Source organism: Chryseobacterium culicis (assembly GCF_002979755.1).
In the GTDB taxonomy this organism is placed as follows: domain Bacteria; phylum Bacteroidota; class Bacteroidia; order Flavobacteriales; family Weeksellaceae; genus Chryseobacterium; species Chryseobacterium culicis_A.
Map to the genome: position 1 here is coordinate 143,832 of NZ_PCPP01000005.1, position 18,621 is coordinate 162,452.

16 protein-coding genes and 2 riboswitches are annotated in these 18,621 nt (G+C 37.2%); of the genes, 14 read left to right on the forward strand and 2 right to left on the reverse strand.

Features of this window, described 5'->3' with window-relative positions; all coding sequences use genetic code 11:
- Positions 1-72: 72 nt before the first annotated feature.
- Positions 73-2,451: a heavy metal translocating P-type ATPase gene (locus CQ022_RS20395; RefSeq protein WP_105684125.1), complete on the reverse strand. Its 2,379-nt coding sequence runs from the start codon at positions 2,449-2,451 to the stop codon at positions 73-75.
- Positions 2,452-2,539: 88 nt separating this feature from the next.
- Between CQ022_RS20395 and CQ022_RS20400 the strand changes: the two genes are divergently transcribed.
- From CQ022_RS20400 to CQ022_RS20460, 13 genes are all read left to right on the forward strand, one after another.
- On the forward strand, positions 2,540-3,253 hold the full coding sequence (locus CQ022_RS20400) for a Crp/Fnr family transcriptional regulator (protein WP_034692595.1): 714 nt from the start codon (positions 2,540-2,542) through the stop codon (positions 3,251-3,253).
- Between the two features lie 61 nt (positions 3,254-3,314).
- Positions 3,315-4,130: a 3-methyl-2-oxobutanoate hydroxymethyltransferase gene (panB, locus tag CQ022_RS20405; protein ID WP_103232094.1), complete on the forward strand. Its 816-nt coding sequence runs from the start codon at positions 3,315-3,317 to the stop codon at positions 4,128-4,130.
- 3 nt (positions 4,131-4,133) lie between these two features.
- Positions 4,134-4,451 carry a hypothetical protein gene (locus CQ022_RS20410; protein ID WP_105684126.1) on the forward strand — a complete coding sequence of 106 codons (318 nt, stop codon included), beginning with the start codon at positions 4,134-4,136 and terminating at the stop codon, positions 4,449-4,451.
- Between the two features lie 11 nt (positions 4,452-4,462).
- Positions 4,463-5,140, forward strand: a complete 678-nt coding sequence (locus CQ022_RS20415) for an RluA family pseudouridine synthase (RefSeq protein WP_105684127.1) — start codon at positions 4,463-4,465, stop codon at positions 5,138-5,140.
- A gap of 20 nt (positions 5,141-5,160) precedes the next feature.
- Complete coding sequence (locus CQ022_RS20420) at positions 5,161-6,003, forward strand: hypothetical protein (RefSeq protein ID WP_105684128.1); 843 nt, start codon at positions 5,161-5,163, stop codon at positions 6,001-6,003.
- A 105-nt stretch (positions 6,004-6,108) separates the two neighbouring features.
- A riboswitch (TPP riboswitch) is annotated at positions 6,109-6,205 on the forward strand.
- Between the two features lie 58 nt (positions 6,206-6,263).
- Positions 6,264-6,470 (forward strand): sulfur carrier protein ThiS, encoded by a 207-nt coding sequence (gene thiS, locus CQ022_RS20425; RefSeq protein ID WP_105684220.1) that lies wholly within the window; start codon positions 6,264-6,266, stop codon positions 6,468-6,470.
- A gap of 24 nt (positions 6,471-6,494) precedes the next feature.
- Positions 6,495-8,306 carry a phosphomethylpyrimidine synthase ThiC gene (gene thiC / locus CQ022_RS20430; RefSeq protein ID WP_105684129.1) on the forward strand — a complete coding sequence of 604 codons (1,812 nt, stop codon included), beginning with the start codon at positions 6,495-6,497 and terminating at the stop codon, positions 8,304-8,306.
- Entirely contained in the window at positions 8,303-8,890 is a 588-nt protein-coding gene (locus CQ022_RS20435; protein ID WP_105684130.1) for a thiamine phosphate synthase, read from the forward strand. The genes thiC and CQ022_RS20435 overlap by 4 nt, the downstream gene beginning before the upstream one ends.
- Positions 8,866-9,606 (forward strand): hydroxymethylpyrimidine/phosphomethylpyrimidine kinase, encoded by a 741-nt coding sequence (locus CQ022_RS20440; RefSeq protein WP_105684131.1) that lies wholly within the window; start codon positions 8,866-8,868, stop codon positions 9,604-9,606. The genes CQ022_RS20435 and CQ022_RS20440 overlap by 25 nt, the downstream gene beginning before the upstream one ends.
- Before the next feature lie 2 nt (positions 9,607-9,608).
- Positions 9,609-10,223: a thiamine phosphate synthase gene (locus tag CQ022_RS20445; protein ID WP_105684132.1), complete on the forward strand. Its 615-nt coding sequence runs from the start codon at positions 9,609-9,611 to the stop codon at positions 10,221-10,223.
- Complete coding sequence (locus CQ022_RS20450; RefSeq protein ID WP_105684133.1) at positions 10,220-10,996, forward strand: thiazole synthase; 777 nt, start codon at positions 10,220-10,222, stop codon at positions 10,994-10,996. The genes CQ022_RS20445 and CQ022_RS20450 overlap by 4 nt, the downstream gene beginning before the upstream one ends.
- Before the next feature lie 9 nt (positions 10,997-11,005).
- Positions 11,006-12,124: a 2-iminoacetate synthase ThiH gene (gene thiH, locus CQ022_RS20455; protein WP_105684134.1), complete on the forward strand. Its 1,119-nt coding sequence runs from the start codon at positions 11,006-11,008 to the stop codon at positions 12,122-12,124.
- Positions 12,125-12,266: 142 nt separating this feature from the next.
- A complete protein-coding gene (locus CQ022_RS20460) occupies positions 12,267-12,974 on the forward strand; it encodes a HesA/MoeB/ThiF family protein (RefSeq protein ID WP_165791702.1) in 708 nt (235 codons plus the stop codon).
- Positions 12,975-13,121: 147 nt separating this feature from the next.
- Here the strand turns inward: CQ022_RS20460 and CQ022_RS20465 are convergent, their stop codons facing one another.
- Positions 13,122-15,347, reverse strand: coding sequence for an outer membrane beta-barrel protein (locus tag CQ022_RS20465; RefSeq protein ID WP_105684136.1), 2,226 nt, complete (start codon positions 15,345-15,347; stop codon positions 13,122-13,124).
- Positions 15,348-15,465: 118 nt separating this feature from the next.
- A riboswitch (SAM-I-IV-variant riboswitch) is annotated at positions 15,466-15,563 on the forward strand.
- Positions 15,564-15,863: 300 nt separating this feature from the next.
- On the opposite strand from CQ022_RS20465, the gene CQ022_RS20470 reads away from it, so the two are divergent.
- Positions 15,864-18,608: a TonB-dependent receptor plug domain-containing protein gene (locus tag CQ022_RS20470; RefSeq protein WP_165791703.1), complete on the forward strand. Its 2,745-nt coding sequence runs from the start codon at positions 15,864-15,866 to the stop codon at positions 18,606-18,608.
- The last annotated feature ends 13 nt before the right edge of the window (positions 18,609-18,621 follow it).

Consider the following 18,621-nt stretch of genomic DNA (forward strand, 5'->3'; position numbering starts at 1 on the left):
TAGTGAAAAATAATGACATTCATCACGAAATGCCGATTTCAGCTAATTTAAAATCAGTCTAAATAAGGGCTTTTACGCCTGTTTTTTGAAATGTTTACGACCTAATATCCAGGTTGAAAGTGTAGTAAAGGTAACCACCGTGATCGAACTGATTGGCATGATGATTGCAGCAAAAAGCGGATGCATATGCCCTGTAACAGCGTAACTTAAACCAACGATATTGTATAGGAAACTGATTATAAATGTCATTTTCACAATGGTAATAGAGCCTTTACAAACGTTCAGGTAATTGTCAAGAGTCACCACTTTATCACCGTTCATAATGACATCAGAAGATGGGGTGAAACTATTGGTGTCGTCTGCAATAGCAATTCCTACATTACTTTGTTTTAAAGCTCCTGCATCATTAAGACCATCTCCAAGCATAGCTACTTTCATATGCTGATCCTGAAGGTTTTTGATATAATTCAGTTTGTCTTCCGGGCTTTGATTAAAGGCCATTCCTTTGTAATTCGGGATAAGCTCTTTCAGCTGGTTTTCTTCTGAGGAATTGTCTCCGCTCAGAATAAATATTTTGTAGTGGGTAAGTTTTGTGAAAAGTTCTCTCAGTTTCGGACGGTACTCATTTTTAAAGATAAACTTACCTAAATATGCTCCGTTTTTGCTGATATAAACTGCTGTTTCAAGATTTTTAGGCTCCTGGTTATTATAACGGGCAGAACCAATTTTATAAAGATTTCCTCTTACGCTGGCTTCATATCCTTTTCCGGAAATTTCAACGAAATTCTCTACCGGGAAATAATCATCATTTACTTCAATGAATTCATACAATGATTTTGAAAGCGGGTGATTGGAGTTCTTTAATAATGTTTTAATATTCAGAGAATCAAATTCATTAATTTCAGCTCCCTCGTATTTGATATTGGATTTCTTTCTGTGGGTAATCGTTCCGGTTTTGTCAAAAACAATGGTGTCGAGCTTTGCGATTTTTTCAATCGTTAAAGTATCTTTCACATAAAACTTATTTCGACCTAAAATCCTCATAATGTGTCCGAAAGTGAACGGTGCAGACAATGCAAGAGCACAAGGACATGCAATGATCAGGATGGCTGAAATAACCTGGAACATTTTATTTAAATCAATAAAATACCAATACGTTCCGGCAACTAAAGCGATACCTAAAATAATGAATGTGAAATATTTACTGACGTTATTTGTTAACGTGTCAAGTCCTGTTTCGTGTTTTTTAAATGCTTCTTTATTCCAAAGCTGGGTTAAATAACTTTGGTCTACATTTTTAATCACTTCAAGTTCTAAAGAAGATCCGATCTGTTTTCCTCCCGCGAAAATTTTATCTCCGGGCTGTTTGCTGATGCTTTCACTTTCTCCGGTAATAAAACTGTTGTCAATATTTCCTTCTCCATTGATCAAAATTCCGTCAACAGGAATGATTTCCTGATTTCTAACTAAAATTCTGTCACCCACTTTTATTTCGGACAGTAAAATATTATCCTGTTTCCCTTCGAAATCAACTTTCGTTACGGCAATCGGATAGAAAGATTTGTAATCTCTGTCATAGGAAAGAGCGTTGTACGTTCTTTTCTGGAAAATTTTCCCGAGAAGCATAAAGAATAAAAGTCCGCAAAGGGTATCGAAATATCCTGGACCATAATCTGTTACCACTTCATAAATACTTCTTCCGTAGAGAACAAAAATTCCTAAAACAATCGGAACATCAATGTTGACGATCTTATTTTTTAAACCATACCATGCAGATTTGTAATAATCTGAAGCTGAATAGAATACCACAGGGGTCGCCAGTAGAAATATTAAAGTTCTGAATAAACCTTTATAATGTTCCATCCAATAATCTTCCCCTCCGATATATTCTGGAAAGGCAAGGAACATTCCGTTACCGAAAGCAAAGGCTGCAATAGCAAATTTTACCAATAAAGATTTATCGAGATGATCTTCATTTTTATCGGCAGTTTCGAGGCTGATAACAGGTTTATATCCCAGATTGGTTAAAAATTTAGCAAGTTCGCTTAATTTCAGATCGTTATGGTTGAATGAGATCTGTAAGGTCTTCCTTGTAAAGTTGACCTGCGAATATTTGATGTGGGTATTTAAAGTATGAAGACTTTCCAATAGCCAGATACAGGAAGAGCAATGGATTACAGGGATTTTGAATGTAACAAGGCTGGTGTTTCCTTCAGAAAAATCAGTAACTTTTTCAAAGATTTCCGGTGTATCCAGATAGTCAAATTGAGTAGAATTTTCATCATTCGGACGAATTCCCGCTCCTTTATTAAGCTCATAGAAATTGCTTAAATTATTTAAATTTAGAATTTCGTAAACAGACTTACATCCATTACAACAGAAAGTCTTTTCATCAAATAAAATTCTCTCTTTTTCTATCCCTTGACCACAATGAAAACAGTTCTCGCTCACCCCATAAAATATTGAACTACAAAATTATAACAAATTTTTTTGTTTATCGTGTTAAAAAGTTCTATTTTTGTGATAAATATCATATAAAATGCCGCAGGAACAACAGATAGCAATTGAAGAGAGGTTCGCCAGAGTTTTTAATGATAAATCATTTAAAGAAAGACTTTCTAGCGCAGATTTTGAAAAATACATTAATGGCAAAAAGAAACTGAGTTTTCAGAAACACGATACCATCTTCGAGGATGGCGAAACTCCCAAAGGAGTTTTTGTTCTGGAAAAAGGGGCTGCCAAACTTTCAAAATCAGGAGCGTTCGGGAAAGATCAAATTTTAAGATTTATCAAAGAAGGGGATATCATCGGCTATCGTTCTTTGCTTTGCGGGGAAAATTTCCAGGCCAAAGCAGAAGCAATGACAGATATTGAATGTGTTTTCTTACCAGCTGATATCTTTATGTATCTTTTGGAAGTAGACCCACAGCTGTCTTTCGTAATGCTTCAAAAAATTTCTTACGAATTAGGAGAATCGTCCAATACCATTACCTTCCTTGCCCAGAAAACGGTAAGAGAAAGACTGGCAGAAATTCTGCTGCTTCTGGAACAGAAACTGGGAGTAGATCCTGAAGGTTTTATCAAGATCTCATTAACAAGGGAAGAAATTGCCAATATCATCGGTACTGCTACAGAAAGTGCCATCCGTCTGATCTCAGAATTCAAACAGGATAGCCTGATTGAAGTGGACGGAAGAAATATCAAGATCTTAAATCACGACAAACTCATGAAACTCGGTCACGTAGTTTTATAAATCATACAAAAACTTAAGTCGGCTGAAGGCCGACTTTTTAACTTTTAAAAATAGATAAATTATGTCTGTTCACTCTGAAATTAAAAAAGTTACGACTGAAACCTTGCGTAAAATGAAATTCGACAAGGAAAAAATAACAATGCTTACAGCCTATGATTTTACCACAGCAAAGATGGTAGATGCAGGTGGAGTAGATGCTATTTTAATTGGAGACTCTGCAGCGAATGTAATGGCTGGTTTTGAAACTACATTGCCTATTACGCTGGATCAAATGATCTATCATGCCCAAAGTGTGGTAAGAGGAACCGACAGAGCTTTGGTGGTAGCAGATTTACCTTTCGGAACTTATCAGAGTAATCCTGAAAAAGCATTGGAATCTGCGGTAAGAATGATGAAGGAAGGTGGAGCACATGCTGTGAAAATTGAAGGCGGAAAGGAAATTTCCAAGTCTATTAAAAAGATCATCAATGCCGGAATTCCGGTAATGGGGCATTTGGGATTAACGCCACAGTCCATCTATAAATTCGGAACGTATAAAGTAAGAGCTAAAGAAGAGGCGGAAGCAGAAAAACTAATTGCTGATGCTCAGCTTTTGGAAGAATTAGGCTGCTTTTCCGTTGTATTGGAAAAAATACCTGCAGAACTGGCGAAAAAAGTTACAGAAAGCATTTCTATTCCTACTATCGGAATCGGTGCCGGAGCAGATTGTGACGGACAGGTTTTGGTATACCATGATATGGTAGGAATGAACAAGGGATTCAGCCCGAAATTCTTAAGAAGATATCTTGACCTTTACACGGAAATTACAGGAGCTGTTGCTCAGTATGTAAAAGATGTGAAAAGTGTAGAGTTTCCAAACGAAAACGAAAGTTATTAATCCATGCAGAATCAACAACAATCTATCCAGGGAATATTATCTATCGCAGCATTGATTTGCCTTGCTGTAGGATGGTTTAATTTATTTTCCCCGGAAATCAACCATTTGCTTTCAAGAAAAGTTTTTTATGTTCTGATAGGAGCCAGCTTCTTTATCCAGGCTCCGTTGCTTACGAATAAAAACTTTGTGTATGCTATGTATGCTGCAGCTGCTATTTGTGTATTGGGTGCTTTTATACCGGAAGGATCAAAGCTTTCAGCCCTTAAAACAGTAGGACTTCTGGCAGGGATTATCCTGTCATTATCTAACAGAAGAAGATAGATTGAAAAAGAATGAAGGAGCAGATTATATATGAAGATAACCATCTTCTGGTGATTAATAAAAAGGTAGGTCAGCTTGTACAGGGTGACAAAACCGGAGATGAATCACTATTAGAATCCATCAAGAACTTTATAAAAATAAGAGATGCTAAGCCGGGAAATGTTTTTCTCGGCTTGGTTCATCGTATAGACCGCCCAACTTCAGGGCTGGTGATCTATGCAAAAACTTCCAAAGCGCTTTCCCGTCTTACGCAGATGGTGAAAAACCGTGAAGTGAAAAAAACGTATTGGGCAGTTGTAGGAAAAGAAATGATCCCGCAAAGCCAGAGACTGGTTCATTATTTAAAGAAAAACGAAAAAAATAATAAAGCAATCGTGTTTCCTAAAGTTACTGAAGGAGCAAAAGAAGCCATTCTTACGTATCATGTGATTAAAACATTAGATAATTATCTTCTTCTTGAAATTGACCTTGAAACGGGAAGACATCATCAGATCAGAGCGCAATTGTCTAAAACAGGAATTCCGATCAAAGGAGATCTGAAATATGGAGCACCACGCTCCAATCCGGATGGAGGAATTAATCTTCATGCAAGAAAACTGGAATTTATTCATCCTGTTACCAAAGAAAACATTGAGATCATAGCTCCTGTTCCGCAGAATGATGCAATCTGGAGGGCTTGTGAAGAATAAGCATATCATAAAACTATACCATGAAATTCAAATCACTTTTATTAGCCACATTGCTGGTTATGGTATCTTGTTCAGACAATGATGAATTGCCAGTTGATCATTCACAACAGACGATTACCGAAAATACAAGTAAAATATCGTGGAATTATCCTGTTTTGTCACCTGTCTTTAATGGATTGGAACAAAATTATATGTTCGAATATGATGCTCAGGGAAGAGTTTATAAAAAAAATGGAGGAATTTTGAAGTCCTCAGGAGCTTCGGGAGCTCCAGACCGATTTACAAATCTGATTTATACTAAAATATCTTATTCAGGAAATACAGCTGTTGTAGGAAGTTATAGCTCAGATCCATCATTTAATGTTCAATTGAATGAAAGGAAATTTGAATTTGATAATCAAGGTAGAGTTATTAAAGTAGTTATTCCACAGGTTAATAATTCATATATGGATAAGTATTTGACCTATACTTATGATTCTTCAGGAAAATTAATTGAGATTTTAACTGAATATCCTAATGTTCCATACGATCCGACTGATCCTCAAGATTATATTTTGACCTACGTAGAAAAATTTATTTATAATAATTCAGGAAATTTAGAAAAGGCTATTAAAACTGAAAAGCATAATAATATGGATGCTTACATTACGAATGAAATTACTTTTGATAACTTTGATGCTGCACAAAATCCATTTAAAAATTTGGGTATTTTTGAAGAATATTTCTACTTTTCATTATCAAAAAATAATCCTCAAAGAATGATTTCAAAAGAATATAAACCTTATAGTTCCGAATTTTTTCTGAGCCAATCAAATTGGACTAATCAATATAATTCTGATGGAAGCTTGAAGCTTTTTTACTAAAGAACTATTTAAAATATAAGTGAAGACTGTCTCAAAATTGAGATGGTCTTTTTTCTTTCATATCATTTCAGATTTTGCTCATTCTAAAAAAATGTCTAACTTCGTTCCCAACTTTAGGGGTGTCTGTTACCAACAGACTGAGACTTTACCCTTTGAACCTGATCTGGATCATACCAGCGTAGGGAAAAGTAGATGACTTTTGCTGTACATTCTATTGTACAATAATGGCCATTCCTAAAGTATATTTTAAATTATTAGGAATGGAACTTATAATCAACCACACCCGAAAAACATTTGATGTACTTCCTGAAAACCTGGAAGCATTATTGGCTATTGAGCTACCCGGAAAGAAGAAAGGTATTGCTGTAGCCCTAAACAATCGCATTATTCCGCTGTCAGTCTGGGCGGAAACCATCCTTAACAACAACGATTCAGTTTTAATCATTACTGCCACTCAAGGCGGTTAATTCTCATATTTAATACCAATACTTATGGCTCACTCCATTACATGTTCGCCATTTCCGAACTCAAAGAAAATCTATGTTGAAGGAACATTACATCCGATCAATGTAGCAATGCGTGAAATACAGCTTAGCCCAACCAAATTGACCAATGGCGGCTTTGAACATAATGCTCCGGTAACCATTTACGACACTTCAGGACCTTATACTGACGAAAATGCAGTTATTGACATTCAAAAAGGACTTCCGAGAATCAGAGAACAATGGATTCTGGATAGAAATGACGTAAATATTCTGGAAGGAATTACCTCAGAATACGGAAAAGCCCGTTTAGCAGATCCACGTCTTGATGAACTGAGGTTTTCCTATGACCATAAACCTAAAGTGGCGCAGGAAGGAAAAGAAGTTACCCAGCTTTATTATGCAAAACAGGGAATCATTACTCCGGAAATGGAATACGTAGCGATCAGGGAAAATCAAAGAATTGAACAGCTTGATTCCGTATCAAAAGAAATGGCTTTTCAACATCCGGGACACAGCTTTGGAGCAAATACTCCCAAAAGTAAAATTACTCCGGAGTTTGTAAGAGACGAAATTGCTGCCGGAAGAGCAATCATTCCTAATAATATCAATCATCCTGAAAGTGAACCGATGATTATTGGAAGAAATTTTCTGGTGAAAATCAATGCCAATATCGGAAACAGTGCCGTTTCATCCAGTATTGAAGAAGAAGTAGAAAAAGCGGTTTGGGCTTGCCGATGGGGAGGAGATACGATTATGGATCTTTCAACCGGAAAAAATATTCACGAAACAAGAGAGTGGATCATCAGAAACAGTCCGGTTCCAATTGGTACCGTTCCTATTTATCAGGCATTGGAGAAAGTAAAAGGTGTTCCGGAAGACCTGACATGGGAAATTTTCAGAGATACCCTGATTGAACAGGCAGAACAGGGCGTTTCTTACTTCACTATTCATGCTGGTGTTTTGTTGAGATACATCCATTTAACCGCTAAAAGAGTAACCGGAATTGTTTCCAGAGGAGGATCAATTATGGCGAAATGGTGTTTGTTTCATCATAAAGAAAGCTTCTTATATACTCATTTTGAGGAGATCTGCGAGATCATGAAGAAGTATGATGTAGCTTTCTCTCTGGGAGACGGTCTTCGTCCAGGATCCATTGCAGATGCCAACGATGCTGCTCAGTTTGCAGAACTGGAAACTTTAGGGGAACTGACAAAAATTGCATGGAAGCACAATGTACAGGTAATGATCGAAGGCCCGGGCCACGTTCCGATGCATATGATCAAAGAAAATATGGAAAAACAACTGGAGGAATGTCATGAAGCTCCATTTTATACATTAGGCCCATTAACTACAGATATTGCTCCAGGTTATGATCACATTACCTCAGGAATTGGGGCGGCGATGATCGGTTGGTTTGGCTGTGCTATGCTTTGTTATGTAACGCCGAAAGAACACTTAGGTCTTCCGAATAAAGATGATGTAAAAGTTGGGGTAATTACTTATAAACTGGCAGCCCATGCGGCAGACTTAGCAAAAGGTCATCCGGGAGCACAGTACAGAGATAATGCATTAAGTAAAGCCAGATTTGAATTCAGATGGGAAGATCAGTTTAATCTTTCATTAGATCCAGAGACGGCAAGAGCTTATCACGATGAAACACTTCCGGCAGAAGGAGCAAAAATTGCCCATTTCTGTTCTATGTGCGGACCAAAATTCTGCTCGATGAAAATTACTCAGGAAATCCGTGAGTCTGCAGAAAAAGGAATGCTGGATAAATCTCAGGAGTTTATTGAAAAAGGGAAAGAAATTTATATATGATTCTCGTTATCACTCCTGAATTGATTGTCCCGAACGAAACAGATACCATTAATCAAATGTTTCAGGAAGGTCTTGATCTGCTTCATATCCGTAAACCATGGATTACTCGCGATGAAATGACTGAGTTTATCAGCCAAATTGATGACGTTTTTCATTCACAGCTGGTATTGCATACTCATTTCGATTTGGGGAAAGAATATAACATTTCAAGGTTTCATTTCAGGGAGATTGATCGGAAGGAAGAAGTATACAAGCCTTTTGCAGAAGAAAATATCATTTCAACTTCAGTGCACGATATTACAACATACAATACTTTGGACAAAGAATGGGATTACACTTTCATAAGCCCGTTCTTTCCCAGTATATCCAAAAAGGGCTATGGACTGGATTCTACTATTAAGCACGAAATAGCACAACGGAACAATCCGGATGTAAAATTGATTGCCCTTGGTGGAATTGACCAGAATAATATCCACGAAGTTTTCGATACAAATGTAGATGGAGCAGCTTTGTTAGGAGCAATCTGGGAAAGTGAAGAACCTTTAAAAGTATTCAAAGAATGCAGGAACGTCCTTATGTCATAAGTATTGCGGGTTTCGACCCTAGCGGTGGAGCAGGTTTGCTATCAGACAGTAAAACTTTTGAACAATTGAAAGTGATGGGACTGGGAGTGTGTACAGCATTGACATTGCAAACCGCTTCCCAATGCCTGAGTCTGGAATGGCGTCCTGTAAAAGAAATCACTGAAGCGATTCAGGTACTGATGGAGAATTACCCGGTTTCAGCAGTGAAAATCGGAATTGTAAAAGATGCAGAATTTCTAAGTAAGATTGTAGAAACCATTCAAAAAAGTAATCCTGAAGTAAAAATTGTTTGGGATCCTGTTCTGAAAAGTACTTCCGAGTTTACTTTTTTTGACCTTAAAACACTTCCTCAATTAAAGAACACGGTTAATAAACTCAGTTTAATAACTCCCAATTATAACGAATACAATGTTTTAAAGGAAAATAATCTTTTACCGGATACCCATCAATGTTCATTACTGATTAAAGGCGGACATAGAGAAGATCATTTAGGAACGGATGTTTTAGTTGAAAATGAAAAAGAAACTCTTTTACTTCCGGGAGAAGAAAATACAGCATATTTTCCTAAACATGGTTCCGGCTGTGTTTTATCTTCTGCCATCGCAGCTGAGCTCGCTAAAGGTGAAAATAAGGAAACGGCCTGCCGGAATGGGAAATCATACATTGAAAAATTTTTAAAAAGCAATCCCTCTTTACTGGGAACGCATTCATTATAAACATGGAAAAATTACAATACATATCACAGGGAAATACAAAACAGGAACAGGAGCTTCATATCCGAAAAGCCTTGGACAATGGAATCCAATGGGTTCAGGTTCGATGGAAAAATGCTCCGGAAAATGAATTGATCAGTCTCTGTGAAATATCAAAACAGCTTTGTTCAGAATATCATGCAGTTTGTATCATCAATGACCATGTACAGCTGGCAAAAGAAATAGATGTTGATGGTGTGCATTTGGGATTAAATGACAGCTCTATCGAAGAAGCAAGACTGATTTTAGGTGAAAATAAAATCATTGGAGGAACAGCGAATACGCTTTCAGATGTCATTCAAAGAATCAAAGAATCCTGTGATTATATTGGTTTGGGACCCTTGAGATTTACCACCACTAAAGAAAAGCTGAGTCCTGTTCTTGGTTTTGAAGGTTACCAGGAAATCATTAGCGGATTAAGAGAAAAATCAATAGACATTCCCAAAATATTTGCCATCGGAAGTGTTACCCTTGAAGATATTTTACCATTACAAGAAATCGGAATTTATGGTGTTTCCGTTTCAGGGCTTATTACCAAGCAGCCTACCATTATTAAAGAACTAAACAAAGTAATGATATGAACAATCAGAAATTAGAAATAGCAGGAAGAATTTTTGAATCAAGACTGTTTTTAGGAACAGGAAAGTTTGGAAGTCTCACAGATATGGTGCAGTCTGTCATCGCATCAGAAACCGATATGGTGACTATGGCTTTGAAAAGAATTGATGCCCGGTCCCATGAAGATAATCTGCTTGATTCATTAAGAGAAACCCATGTTCATCTTCTGCCTAATACTTCAGGAGCGAGAACAGCGAAAGAAGCAGTGTTAGCTGCACAGTTAGCCCGGGAAGCACTGGAAACAAACTGGGTAAAACTGGAAATTCATCCGGATCCAAAATACTTACTACCGGATCCTATTGAAACCTTATATGCGACTGAAGAACTGGCTAAACTGGGATTTGTAGTAATGCCTTACATTCACGCTGATCCTGTTTTGTGCAAACGTCTTGAAGATGCCGGAACAGCAGTCGTTATGCCTTTGGGAGCACCAATTGGAACAAATAAAGGATTAAGAACCCAAGACTTTCTTGAAATCATCATCAGTCAAAGTAATGTTCCTGTAGTAGTAGATGCGGGAATCGGGGCACCATCAGATGCTGCAAAAGCAATGGAAATGGGAGCAGATGCCGTTTTGGTGAATACAGCCATTGCCGTTGCAGGAAATCCATTGAATATGGCTGTCGCTTTTAAGGAAGGTGTCATTGCCGGAAGAAGAGCTTTTGAATCAGGGCTGGGAGCCATTGCCAACCATGCTGAAGCTTCAAGTCCGCTCACTTCGTTTTTATTTGAATAAATCTGACTCATGAAAAGCTTTAAAGATGTTTTTGAAAACTACCAATGGGGTGAGGTAAAGAATAAGCTTGAAAAAGTAAGCTTGTCTGATGTAAGATACAGTCTTCAAAAAAAGAATAAAACGCTTGATGATTTTCTGAATCTCCTGTCGCCAGCCGCTTCTCAGGAACTGGAACTGATGGCAAGAATGACACAGATGCTCACCCAAAAAAGATTTGGAAAAACCATTCAGCTGTATGCACCGCTGTACCTCAGCAATGAATGTCAGAATATCTGTACCTATTGCGGATTCAGTCTGGATAATCAATTGAAAAGGAAAACTCTTTCCGATACGGAACTGATGATTGAAGCATCAGTACTGAAATCAATGGGTGTGAATCACGTATTGCTGGTAAGCGGAGAAGCCAATAAAATAGTAGGAGTTCCTTACTTTCAGAATGCTGTCCGCAAGTTGAAACCTCATTTTTCCAATATTTCCATTGAAGTACAACCCTTAATGGAAGAAGAATACAAACTGCTTCATGAAGAAGGCGTGCATTCCGTTTTGGTGTATCAGGAAACCTATCATCAGGATGTTTACAGAGAATATCATCCGAAAGGTAAAAAATCAAACTTTCATTTCCGTTTGGAGACTCCGGATAGGATAGGAAGAGCAGGAATTCATAAAATTGGGCTGGGCGTTCTTCTTGGACTTGAAGACTGGAGGGTGGATAGTTTTTTCAATGCATTACACATAGATTATCTTCAGAAGCAGTATTGGAAAAGTAAATTTTCTGTTTCCTTTCCCAGGCTCAGACCGGCTGAAGGAATTATTGAACCGAATTTTATTATGGAAGACAAAGATCTCCTTCAACTTATTTGTGCCTACAGAATCTGGAATGAAGATCTGGAAATCTCTATTTCTACCAGAGAAAATGAAGTCTTCAGAAATCATATTGTGTCTCTGGGAGCAACAGCCATGAGTGCGGGTTCAAAAACAAATCCGGGAGGCTATGCTGTAGACAAAGAATCGCTGGAGCAGTTTGAAACCAGTGATGAGCGAAGTATGGAAGAGATTAAAATCATGATCAAAAAAGCAGGCTATGATCCTGTAATGAAAGACTGGGATTCTGTATATAGTGGAGTTTAAATTTTTAAACCATTAAGGATTTTGAAGAAGTGAAGGTTATTTAAGAAAAATCGAAGATTTTTAAGACACTATCTTTTTTGAAGCGAAGCTCAACTTAACTTTCCTTACAAACTTAAAGAATCTTAATGGTTCAATTATAATTATGAAAGAAGATAACTTTTCACGGTACAGCCGGCAGATATTTATCGAAGAAATAGGGTTGGAAGGACAAAAGAGAATAATAGATTCCAAAGTTCTCGTTATTGGCGCAGGAGGATTGGGAAGTCCTGTTATACAATATCTGGCTGCTGCAGGAGTGGGAACTTTAGGCGTTGCAGATTTTGATGAGGTGGAACTTCATAACCTGAACAGACAGATTATTCATACTGAAAACAGCGTAGGATTATCCAAAGTGAAGAGTGCAGAAACATTTGTAGAACACCTTAATCATCAGGTTGCATTTAAAGGAATCGAAGAAAAAATAAATGAAAATAATGCTGAAAAAATACTTTCTCAGTACGATGTTATTATTGACGGTTCAGACAATTTTTCAACAAGATATCTGGTGAATGATACCTGTGTAACATTGAAAAAAACGCTGGTTTATGGCAGTATTCTGGGATTTTCCGGACAGATTGCAGTTTTCAATCATCACGGGAGTAAAAATCTTAGGGATATTTTCCCTGAACCGCCTTTTGATGAAGAGATGCCGGATTGCGACAGCCTTGGTGTATTAGGTGCTTTGCCAGGAATAATAGGCAGTATGATAGCTCTTCAGACTTTAAAAATTATCACTGATCTTCCGGTACATGTAAATCAGCTGACATTGATAGATGCAATGGATTGGAGATTTCAAATAATAGATTTTTGATGTAAATATAAACACTAATATCACTAATGTTTTCACAAATAACACCATTTTAATATCAATAGGAATGGGCTTTAGCCAAAATCTATATTCCATACAAAAAAGAGGCGGTTACCTTAGGTGCCGCCTCTTTTATTTTATCTCAAAAAATTATTGTGCCTGCTGCATTACGCCGCCGTTATCTTCTTTTTTGGTCTGGTTAAGAATATTTGGATCCTCTTTCGCCAGTTTATTTCTTGTTGGAATTTTATAATTGATAGAAAGTCCGAAGTTTCTTGTATCATATTTACTATAGATCATTACCGGAGTTCCTGATGGCGGGTTAGAACGTACCTGCATCATCTGGCCGTTGAAAATATCATTCGCAAAAACAGAAAGGGTCAAACGGTTGTTCATAAACTTCTTCGTCAGTGTAATGTCAAGCGAGTTGTTGAAAGGCTTCTCTGCTGTAAAGTAGAAATATCCTGCTTTTGGAGTCAGATAGCTGTAATTGGCTGTCAGTTTGATATCTTTAGGCAAAATAATCTGCGTCATGATATTGAAAATCCAGAATCCTTTATTGTTCAGATTGTCGATTTCATGTTTCTGATAACCAGCATATAAATACATGAAATTAATTTTATCAGGATTAAAATTAAACTTCATAATTTCGCTCAAAGGCTTGCTGAAAATCATAAAAGGAACGGGTAATCCCACATTGAAATTATGAATTTTCATATTTGAAATGTTCACCTGCTCATTAAAGAGTTTTCTTCCGTCTTTTCTGATGATTTGTGCCACCTGATTGCTTGCCGAACTTACACTATACCCGATAAATGCATAATCAAAAGCGGATACTTTTATTTCATAATTATCAAAAATAGTAGGTTGCAGATTGGGGTTACCGTTTACTTCCGTACTGGGTCCGGAGAACGTTACGTTATTCGGGTTTAAGGCAGAAATACTTGGTAGGCTGATTTTTCTGTTGTAATTCGCGGCAATATAAACCTGATTCATCATGTTATATTGTACACTTGCATTCGGGAAAAACTTAAACTTATTGAAGGGAATCAAATTCGCTTCCACCAGTTTTGCATTTTTATCAAAATATCTTGTTACTCCGGAAATATCATAATTTTCAGCACGCGAACCCAAGGTGAAATCAAACTTTTTCAATTTAGCCTGAAACTCTAAATAGGTTGAAGCAGTCTGTCTCTGATATTCAAGATTCGTTAAGCCAAAGCTTTCCGTATCATAATCCTGTTTCTCATACAATCCACCAAAGCTTACTTTTCCACCGTCAAGAAGCTTGATAGGCTGGGCATAATCTACTTTGAAGTTGGCAATATTCATGACAGATTTATTGTTCAGAATATCTTTCAACCCATTGGTAGGGCTATTGATTGGCAGATTTGGAGCAGCTGCAAATGTACCATCCTGAAAGAAATTGTCCTGAGAAAACTTACTGTCTGATCTGGTATACCCAAACTGGAAGTCCAGTTTTTGAGATTTATCAGCAAAACGTTTCTGATACGTTACTACAGCTTCCTGTCTCAAATTATTGGTATGAGCCACATCCGAAGACGTATAAAATGCCTCTCTTAAATCCTTAGGGTTATTCTCAAAAGGCAAATCTCCATGCCCGTCACTTAAAGTGTAGTTGTCATTATTGTTGTGATAAATATCGTAGTTCAATAATAATCTGTCCTGCCCTAAATCAAAAGTCAATCCTGATTTTGCAAAATATCCGCGTCCATATCTGTCGGTATGACTCGTTAAAAGCTCATCCTGCTGGCCATTCAGCATACTTTCACGGTAATTTTGTCCTACGTTCAGCTGCCATCCGAAATATTTATTTCTGGCATTTAAATTAACAGAATTGGTTGTTCTGCTTCTGTATTTGTCATAATTCGTGAAAGAATAATTCCCCGAATAAGTAGCTGTTAAATATTTATTGGCATTTTTGTTGGTGATAATATTCATGATAGCGCCTCCGGAAGTAGCCGGAAACTCAGCTCCAGGCTGGGTAATTACCTCAATTCTTTCTACAGAATTAGCGGGCATTCCTTCCAGGAAAGAGTTCAACTCATTGGATGTGATGTTCAGAGGTCTTCCGTTAAGATATACTTCCAGCATTTTTCCCTGATACATCATTCCAGCAATATCGGTAGATACAAGTCCGGGAAGTTTTTTTATTCCTTCCAGAACGTTTCCGTTATTCAGTTGAGGTTGCTCAGAAAAGTCAAAAATAGTACGGTCTGCTTTTTGTTCAACTGCTTTTTTAGTTTTGGTGATGACTACTCCTTCAATTTGTTTTTCCTGAGGTTTATTATTTTTTTCCTGAGAGAAAACAACGACAGAGCTTAACAAGGATAATGCGAAAATCGTTTTTTTCATAATGTTTTACTGATATCCGGTTAGACGCTGAAAAACAGAATTTGTTACGGTAAAATTGTGAAAATCGAAAAATTAAGCTGAAATTTTTTTTATTTCCGAAATAATTATATCTTTGCCAGGTAATTATCAAGAATCTCTAGATGGGATAGCAACCTGCAAAAACAAGCAAGGTGCTGCAATCGATAAGCCGGATCTTCCGGAAAAAATGTTTATCATTCTATCATTACTCCCATCTTGAATTTTTGTTTTAAAGTTAAAATCAAATGTTTAAAGACAAGGGAAATCACCTTACATCAGTAATTTTTTATTCTTCGGATCATGAAGTGAGTCTTCATTATTCTGATATGTTTTCATGCCATTTCTACATGCGCATGCATTGTTGTTTCTAGCCTTCTCTATTTCTAAAAAATAATACAAACATTTCGAAAATCGATGGTAACCTTAAAATATAGGGTTACAGGATTTGTATTGTTCAAAAAACAATTTTTAACAACAAAAAAGTTAACAACAAACAACATGCATAATTTCAAGAAAAAAATCTTTGTTCCTTCTATTGCGCTTATCTCAACATTTTATTATGCGCAGACAGATACCTTACAATCAAAGAAAATAGATGATGTGGTCATCCTTGGATCAAGAGGATCCGGAAGATCATTGACAGATACTCCCGTTCCCGTAGATATCATTAATATCTCAAAAATTTTAAAACAAAGCCCAACGAACAATATCAGTCAGGCTTTGAATTATATTGTACCCTCATTTTCATCCACCTCACACACGGTCAACGATGGAACTGATTTTGTAGATCCTGCACTTTTAAGAGGATTAGGTCCGGATCAGGTTTTAGTTTTACTCAATGGAAAAAGAAGATATCAGTCTTCCCTTATCAATGTTACCCTCACACCGGGAAGAGGCTCTGTGGGAACCGACCTTAATGCTATTCCGGCCTTTGCTTTAGAAAAAATTGAGGTTTTAAGAGACGGAGCTTCTGCTCAATATGGTTCAGATGCCATTGCTGGGGTAGTTAATCTCGGTTTGAAAAAAAGATTAGGACTTTCCGGGCAGGTATTTTTAGGAGGATATGCTTCGCCTGTTGCCAATAATTTCACAGGTGGGGTAGATGGGCAGACCATTTCTGTAGATCTTAATTATGGTGCTAAAATAGGGAAATCCGGATTTTTTAACATTACAGGTTCTGCGCAGTACCGTGATCCTTATTCAAGAGCTGGAGTAAGAGAAGGAGATATTTATAATGCTTATAATGCCATTAATTACAGAGCATTGCAGGATGGAGTTAATATTGACGGTTTGTATAAAAACATTACCAATACTTCCAATACTCAGCAGATTATCAATACCGTTAAACAATATGCAGCCAAGGTAGATTATTTTGGTTCTGATTTTCAATCCCAGATTTCGGGAGCAAACAGTATTGCTGACCTTCAAAAAATATTAGGTAAAGATTTTACTTCTCAGGAACTTAATTACAGAGGGTTGGAGAGACAAGATTTCAGTCTGAGAGCCGGGCAGTCTAAGTTGCAGTCCGGGCAGTTATTTTTCAATTCTGAAATTCCTGTTAATGATGAGTGGAAAGTATATTCTTTTGGTGGCTATAGCTATCGTCTTGGAAATGCCGGAGGATTTTACAGACTTCCGAATAATGAAAGAAACATCAATGCCGTTACCCCCAATGGATATCTTCCTCAGATTGAAGCTGCTGTAAATGATTATTCTCTTGCTGCCGGAATTAAAGGGAAATGGAATGGCTGGAATGTGGATTTCAGCAATACATTCGGGAAGAATACTTTTGGTTTTGGGGTGGTAAATACGTTTAATGCCTCGCTTACAGACAGCTCTCCGAGAACTTTTGATGCCGGAGGATCTGAATTCTCACAAAATACCGTCAATCTGGATTTCTCCAAAAAATATGATGTTCTGAAAGGATTGAACATTGCATTTGGGGGTGAATACCGACACGAAAATTATAAAGTAAATGCAGGAAAAGAAAATTCCTACGTTTCTTACGATATTTTTGGGCGTGTAGTAACCGCTAAAACTCCTGAAAATGAAAAAGTAACCGACTTTTTTGGAAGTATAAGACCAGCCGGAGCTCAGGTTTTTCCAGGTTTTAGTCCGGAAAATGCAGTTTCAGGAAATAGAAACAGTGTTGCGGCTTATGCTGATGCAGAACTTGAAGTTACCAACGGATGGTTGCTGGAAGGAGCTTTACGGTATGAAAATTATTCAGACTTTGGATCTACATTCAATTATAAACTGGCAACCAATGTAAAACTGGCTCCCAATCTAAACTGGAGAGGTGCCGTTTCTACAGGGTTTAGAGCGCCTTCTTTAGCTCAAATCTATTATAGCTCTACTTCTACACTGATTCAGCAGGGAAAAACTACACAGGTAGGTACTTTCAGAAATAACTCTGAAGCTGCACAGGCATTGGGGATTCCAAAACTGAAACAGGAAACCTCACAATCCTACAGCACAGGAATTACCTGGAAAATTCCGGCATTAAGCCTTACTTTCACTGCTGATGCTTATTTAATAAAGATTAAAGACAGGGTAGTACTGACTGATCTCTTCTTCCGTCCTAATGGTAATTTTACTCCAGGCTCTGATCAGGCCGTTCTTCAGGATGCGTTTGATCTGGCAAGAGCAAGCGCTGCCAACTTTTTTGCCAATGCGGTGGACTCTCAGACAAAAGGTTTGGATATTACAATTTCTCAGAATTCAAAGATTTCATCAGGAATTTCTTTGGAAAATAATTTTGGACTTAACCTTAATCAGACCAGAAGAATTGGAGATATCCATGCATCACCTAAATTGGTAAGTCAGATTGATAATTATTTCTCAGAGCCTAATAGAGTATATTTTGAAGAAGCTGTACCGCGTGTAAAAGCTACCTTATCCAATACGTTAAGAGTTTCCGGTTTTACTTTCCTGCTGCGTAATTCATTCTTTGGTAAAGTGACAGATGCAGATGTTTTAGATGCTAATTTTGATGGAGTAACGGGAAGTACAGAGCATTTCGTCCTTAATAACCGTTTGATAACAGATTTATCTGTAGGATATGATTTTAATAAAAATATTTCAGCAACCATCGGAAGCAATAACATTCTGAATATTCTGCCTTCTAAGAGTCCCAATATAAGCTCATTAACCGCAGATAATCAATTTGTGTATTCCAGACAGGTTTCTCAGTACGGTATCGGAGGAAGATTCTTGTTTGCAAGAATTGAATTCAGGTTCTAAATATTAGTTACTT

Excerpts from the sequence above, each read along its gene's own strand:
- CQ022_RS20400 (WP_034692595.1), top strand. The coding sequence starts at position 2,540 with ATGCCGCAGGAACAACAGATAGCAATTGAAGAGAGGTTCGCCAGAGTT.
- panB (WP_103232094.1), top strand. The coding sequence starts at position 3,315 with ATGTCTGTTCACTCTGAAATTAAAAAAGTTACGACTGAAACCTTGCGT.
- CQ022_RS20410 (WP_105684126.1), top strand. The coding sequence starts at position 4,134 with ATGCAGAATCAACAACAATCTATCCAGGGAATATTATCTATCGCAGCA.
- CQ022_RS20415 (WP_105684127.1), top strand. The coding sequence starts at position 4,463 with ATGAAGGAGCAGATTATATATGAAGATAACCATCTTCTGGTGATTAAT.
- CQ022_RS20420 (WP_105684128.1), top strand. The coding sequence starts at position 5,161 with ATGAAATTCAAATCACTTTTATTAGCCACATTGCTGGTTATGGTATCT.
- thiS (WP_105684220.1), top strand. The coding sequence starts at position 6,264 with ATGGAACTTATAATCAACCACACCCGAAAAACATTTGATGTACTTCCT.
- thiC (WP_105684129.1), top strand. The coding sequence starts at position 6,495 with ATGGCTCACTCCATTACATGTTCGCCATTTCCGAACTCAAAGAAAATC.
- CQ022_RS20435 (WP_105684130.1), top strand. The coding sequence starts at position 8,303 with ATGATTCTCGTTATCACTCCTGAATTGATTGTCCCGAACGAAACAGAT.
- CQ022_RS20440 (WP_105684131.1), top strand. The coding sequence starts at position 8,866 with ATGCAGGAACGTCCTTATGTCATAAGTATTGCGGGTTTCGACCCTAGC.
- CQ022_RS20445 (WP_105684132.1), top strand. The coding sequence starts at position 9,609 with ATGGAAAAATTACAATACATATCACAGGGAAATACAAAACAGGAACAG.
- CQ022_RS20450 (WP_105684133.1), top strand. The coding sequence starts at position 10,220 with ATGAACAATCAGAAATTAGAAATAGCAGGAAGAATTTTTGAATCAAGA.
- thiH (WP_105684134.1), top strand. The coding sequence starts at position 11,006 with ATGAAAAGCTTTAAAGATGTTTTTGAAAACTACCAATGGGGTGAGGTA.
- CQ022_RS20460 (WP_165791702.1), top strand. The coding sequence starts at position 12,267 with ATGAAAGAAGATAACTTTTCACGGTACAGCCGGCAGATATTTATCGAA.
- CQ022_RS20465 (WP_105684136.1), bottom strand. The coding sequence starts at position 15,347 with ATGAAAAAAACGATTTTCGCATTATCCTTGTTAAGCTCTGTCGTTGTT.
- CQ022_RS20470 (WP_165791703.1), top strand. The coding sequence starts at position 15,864 with ATGCATAATTTCAAGAAAAAAATCTTTGTTCCTTCTATTGCGCTTATC.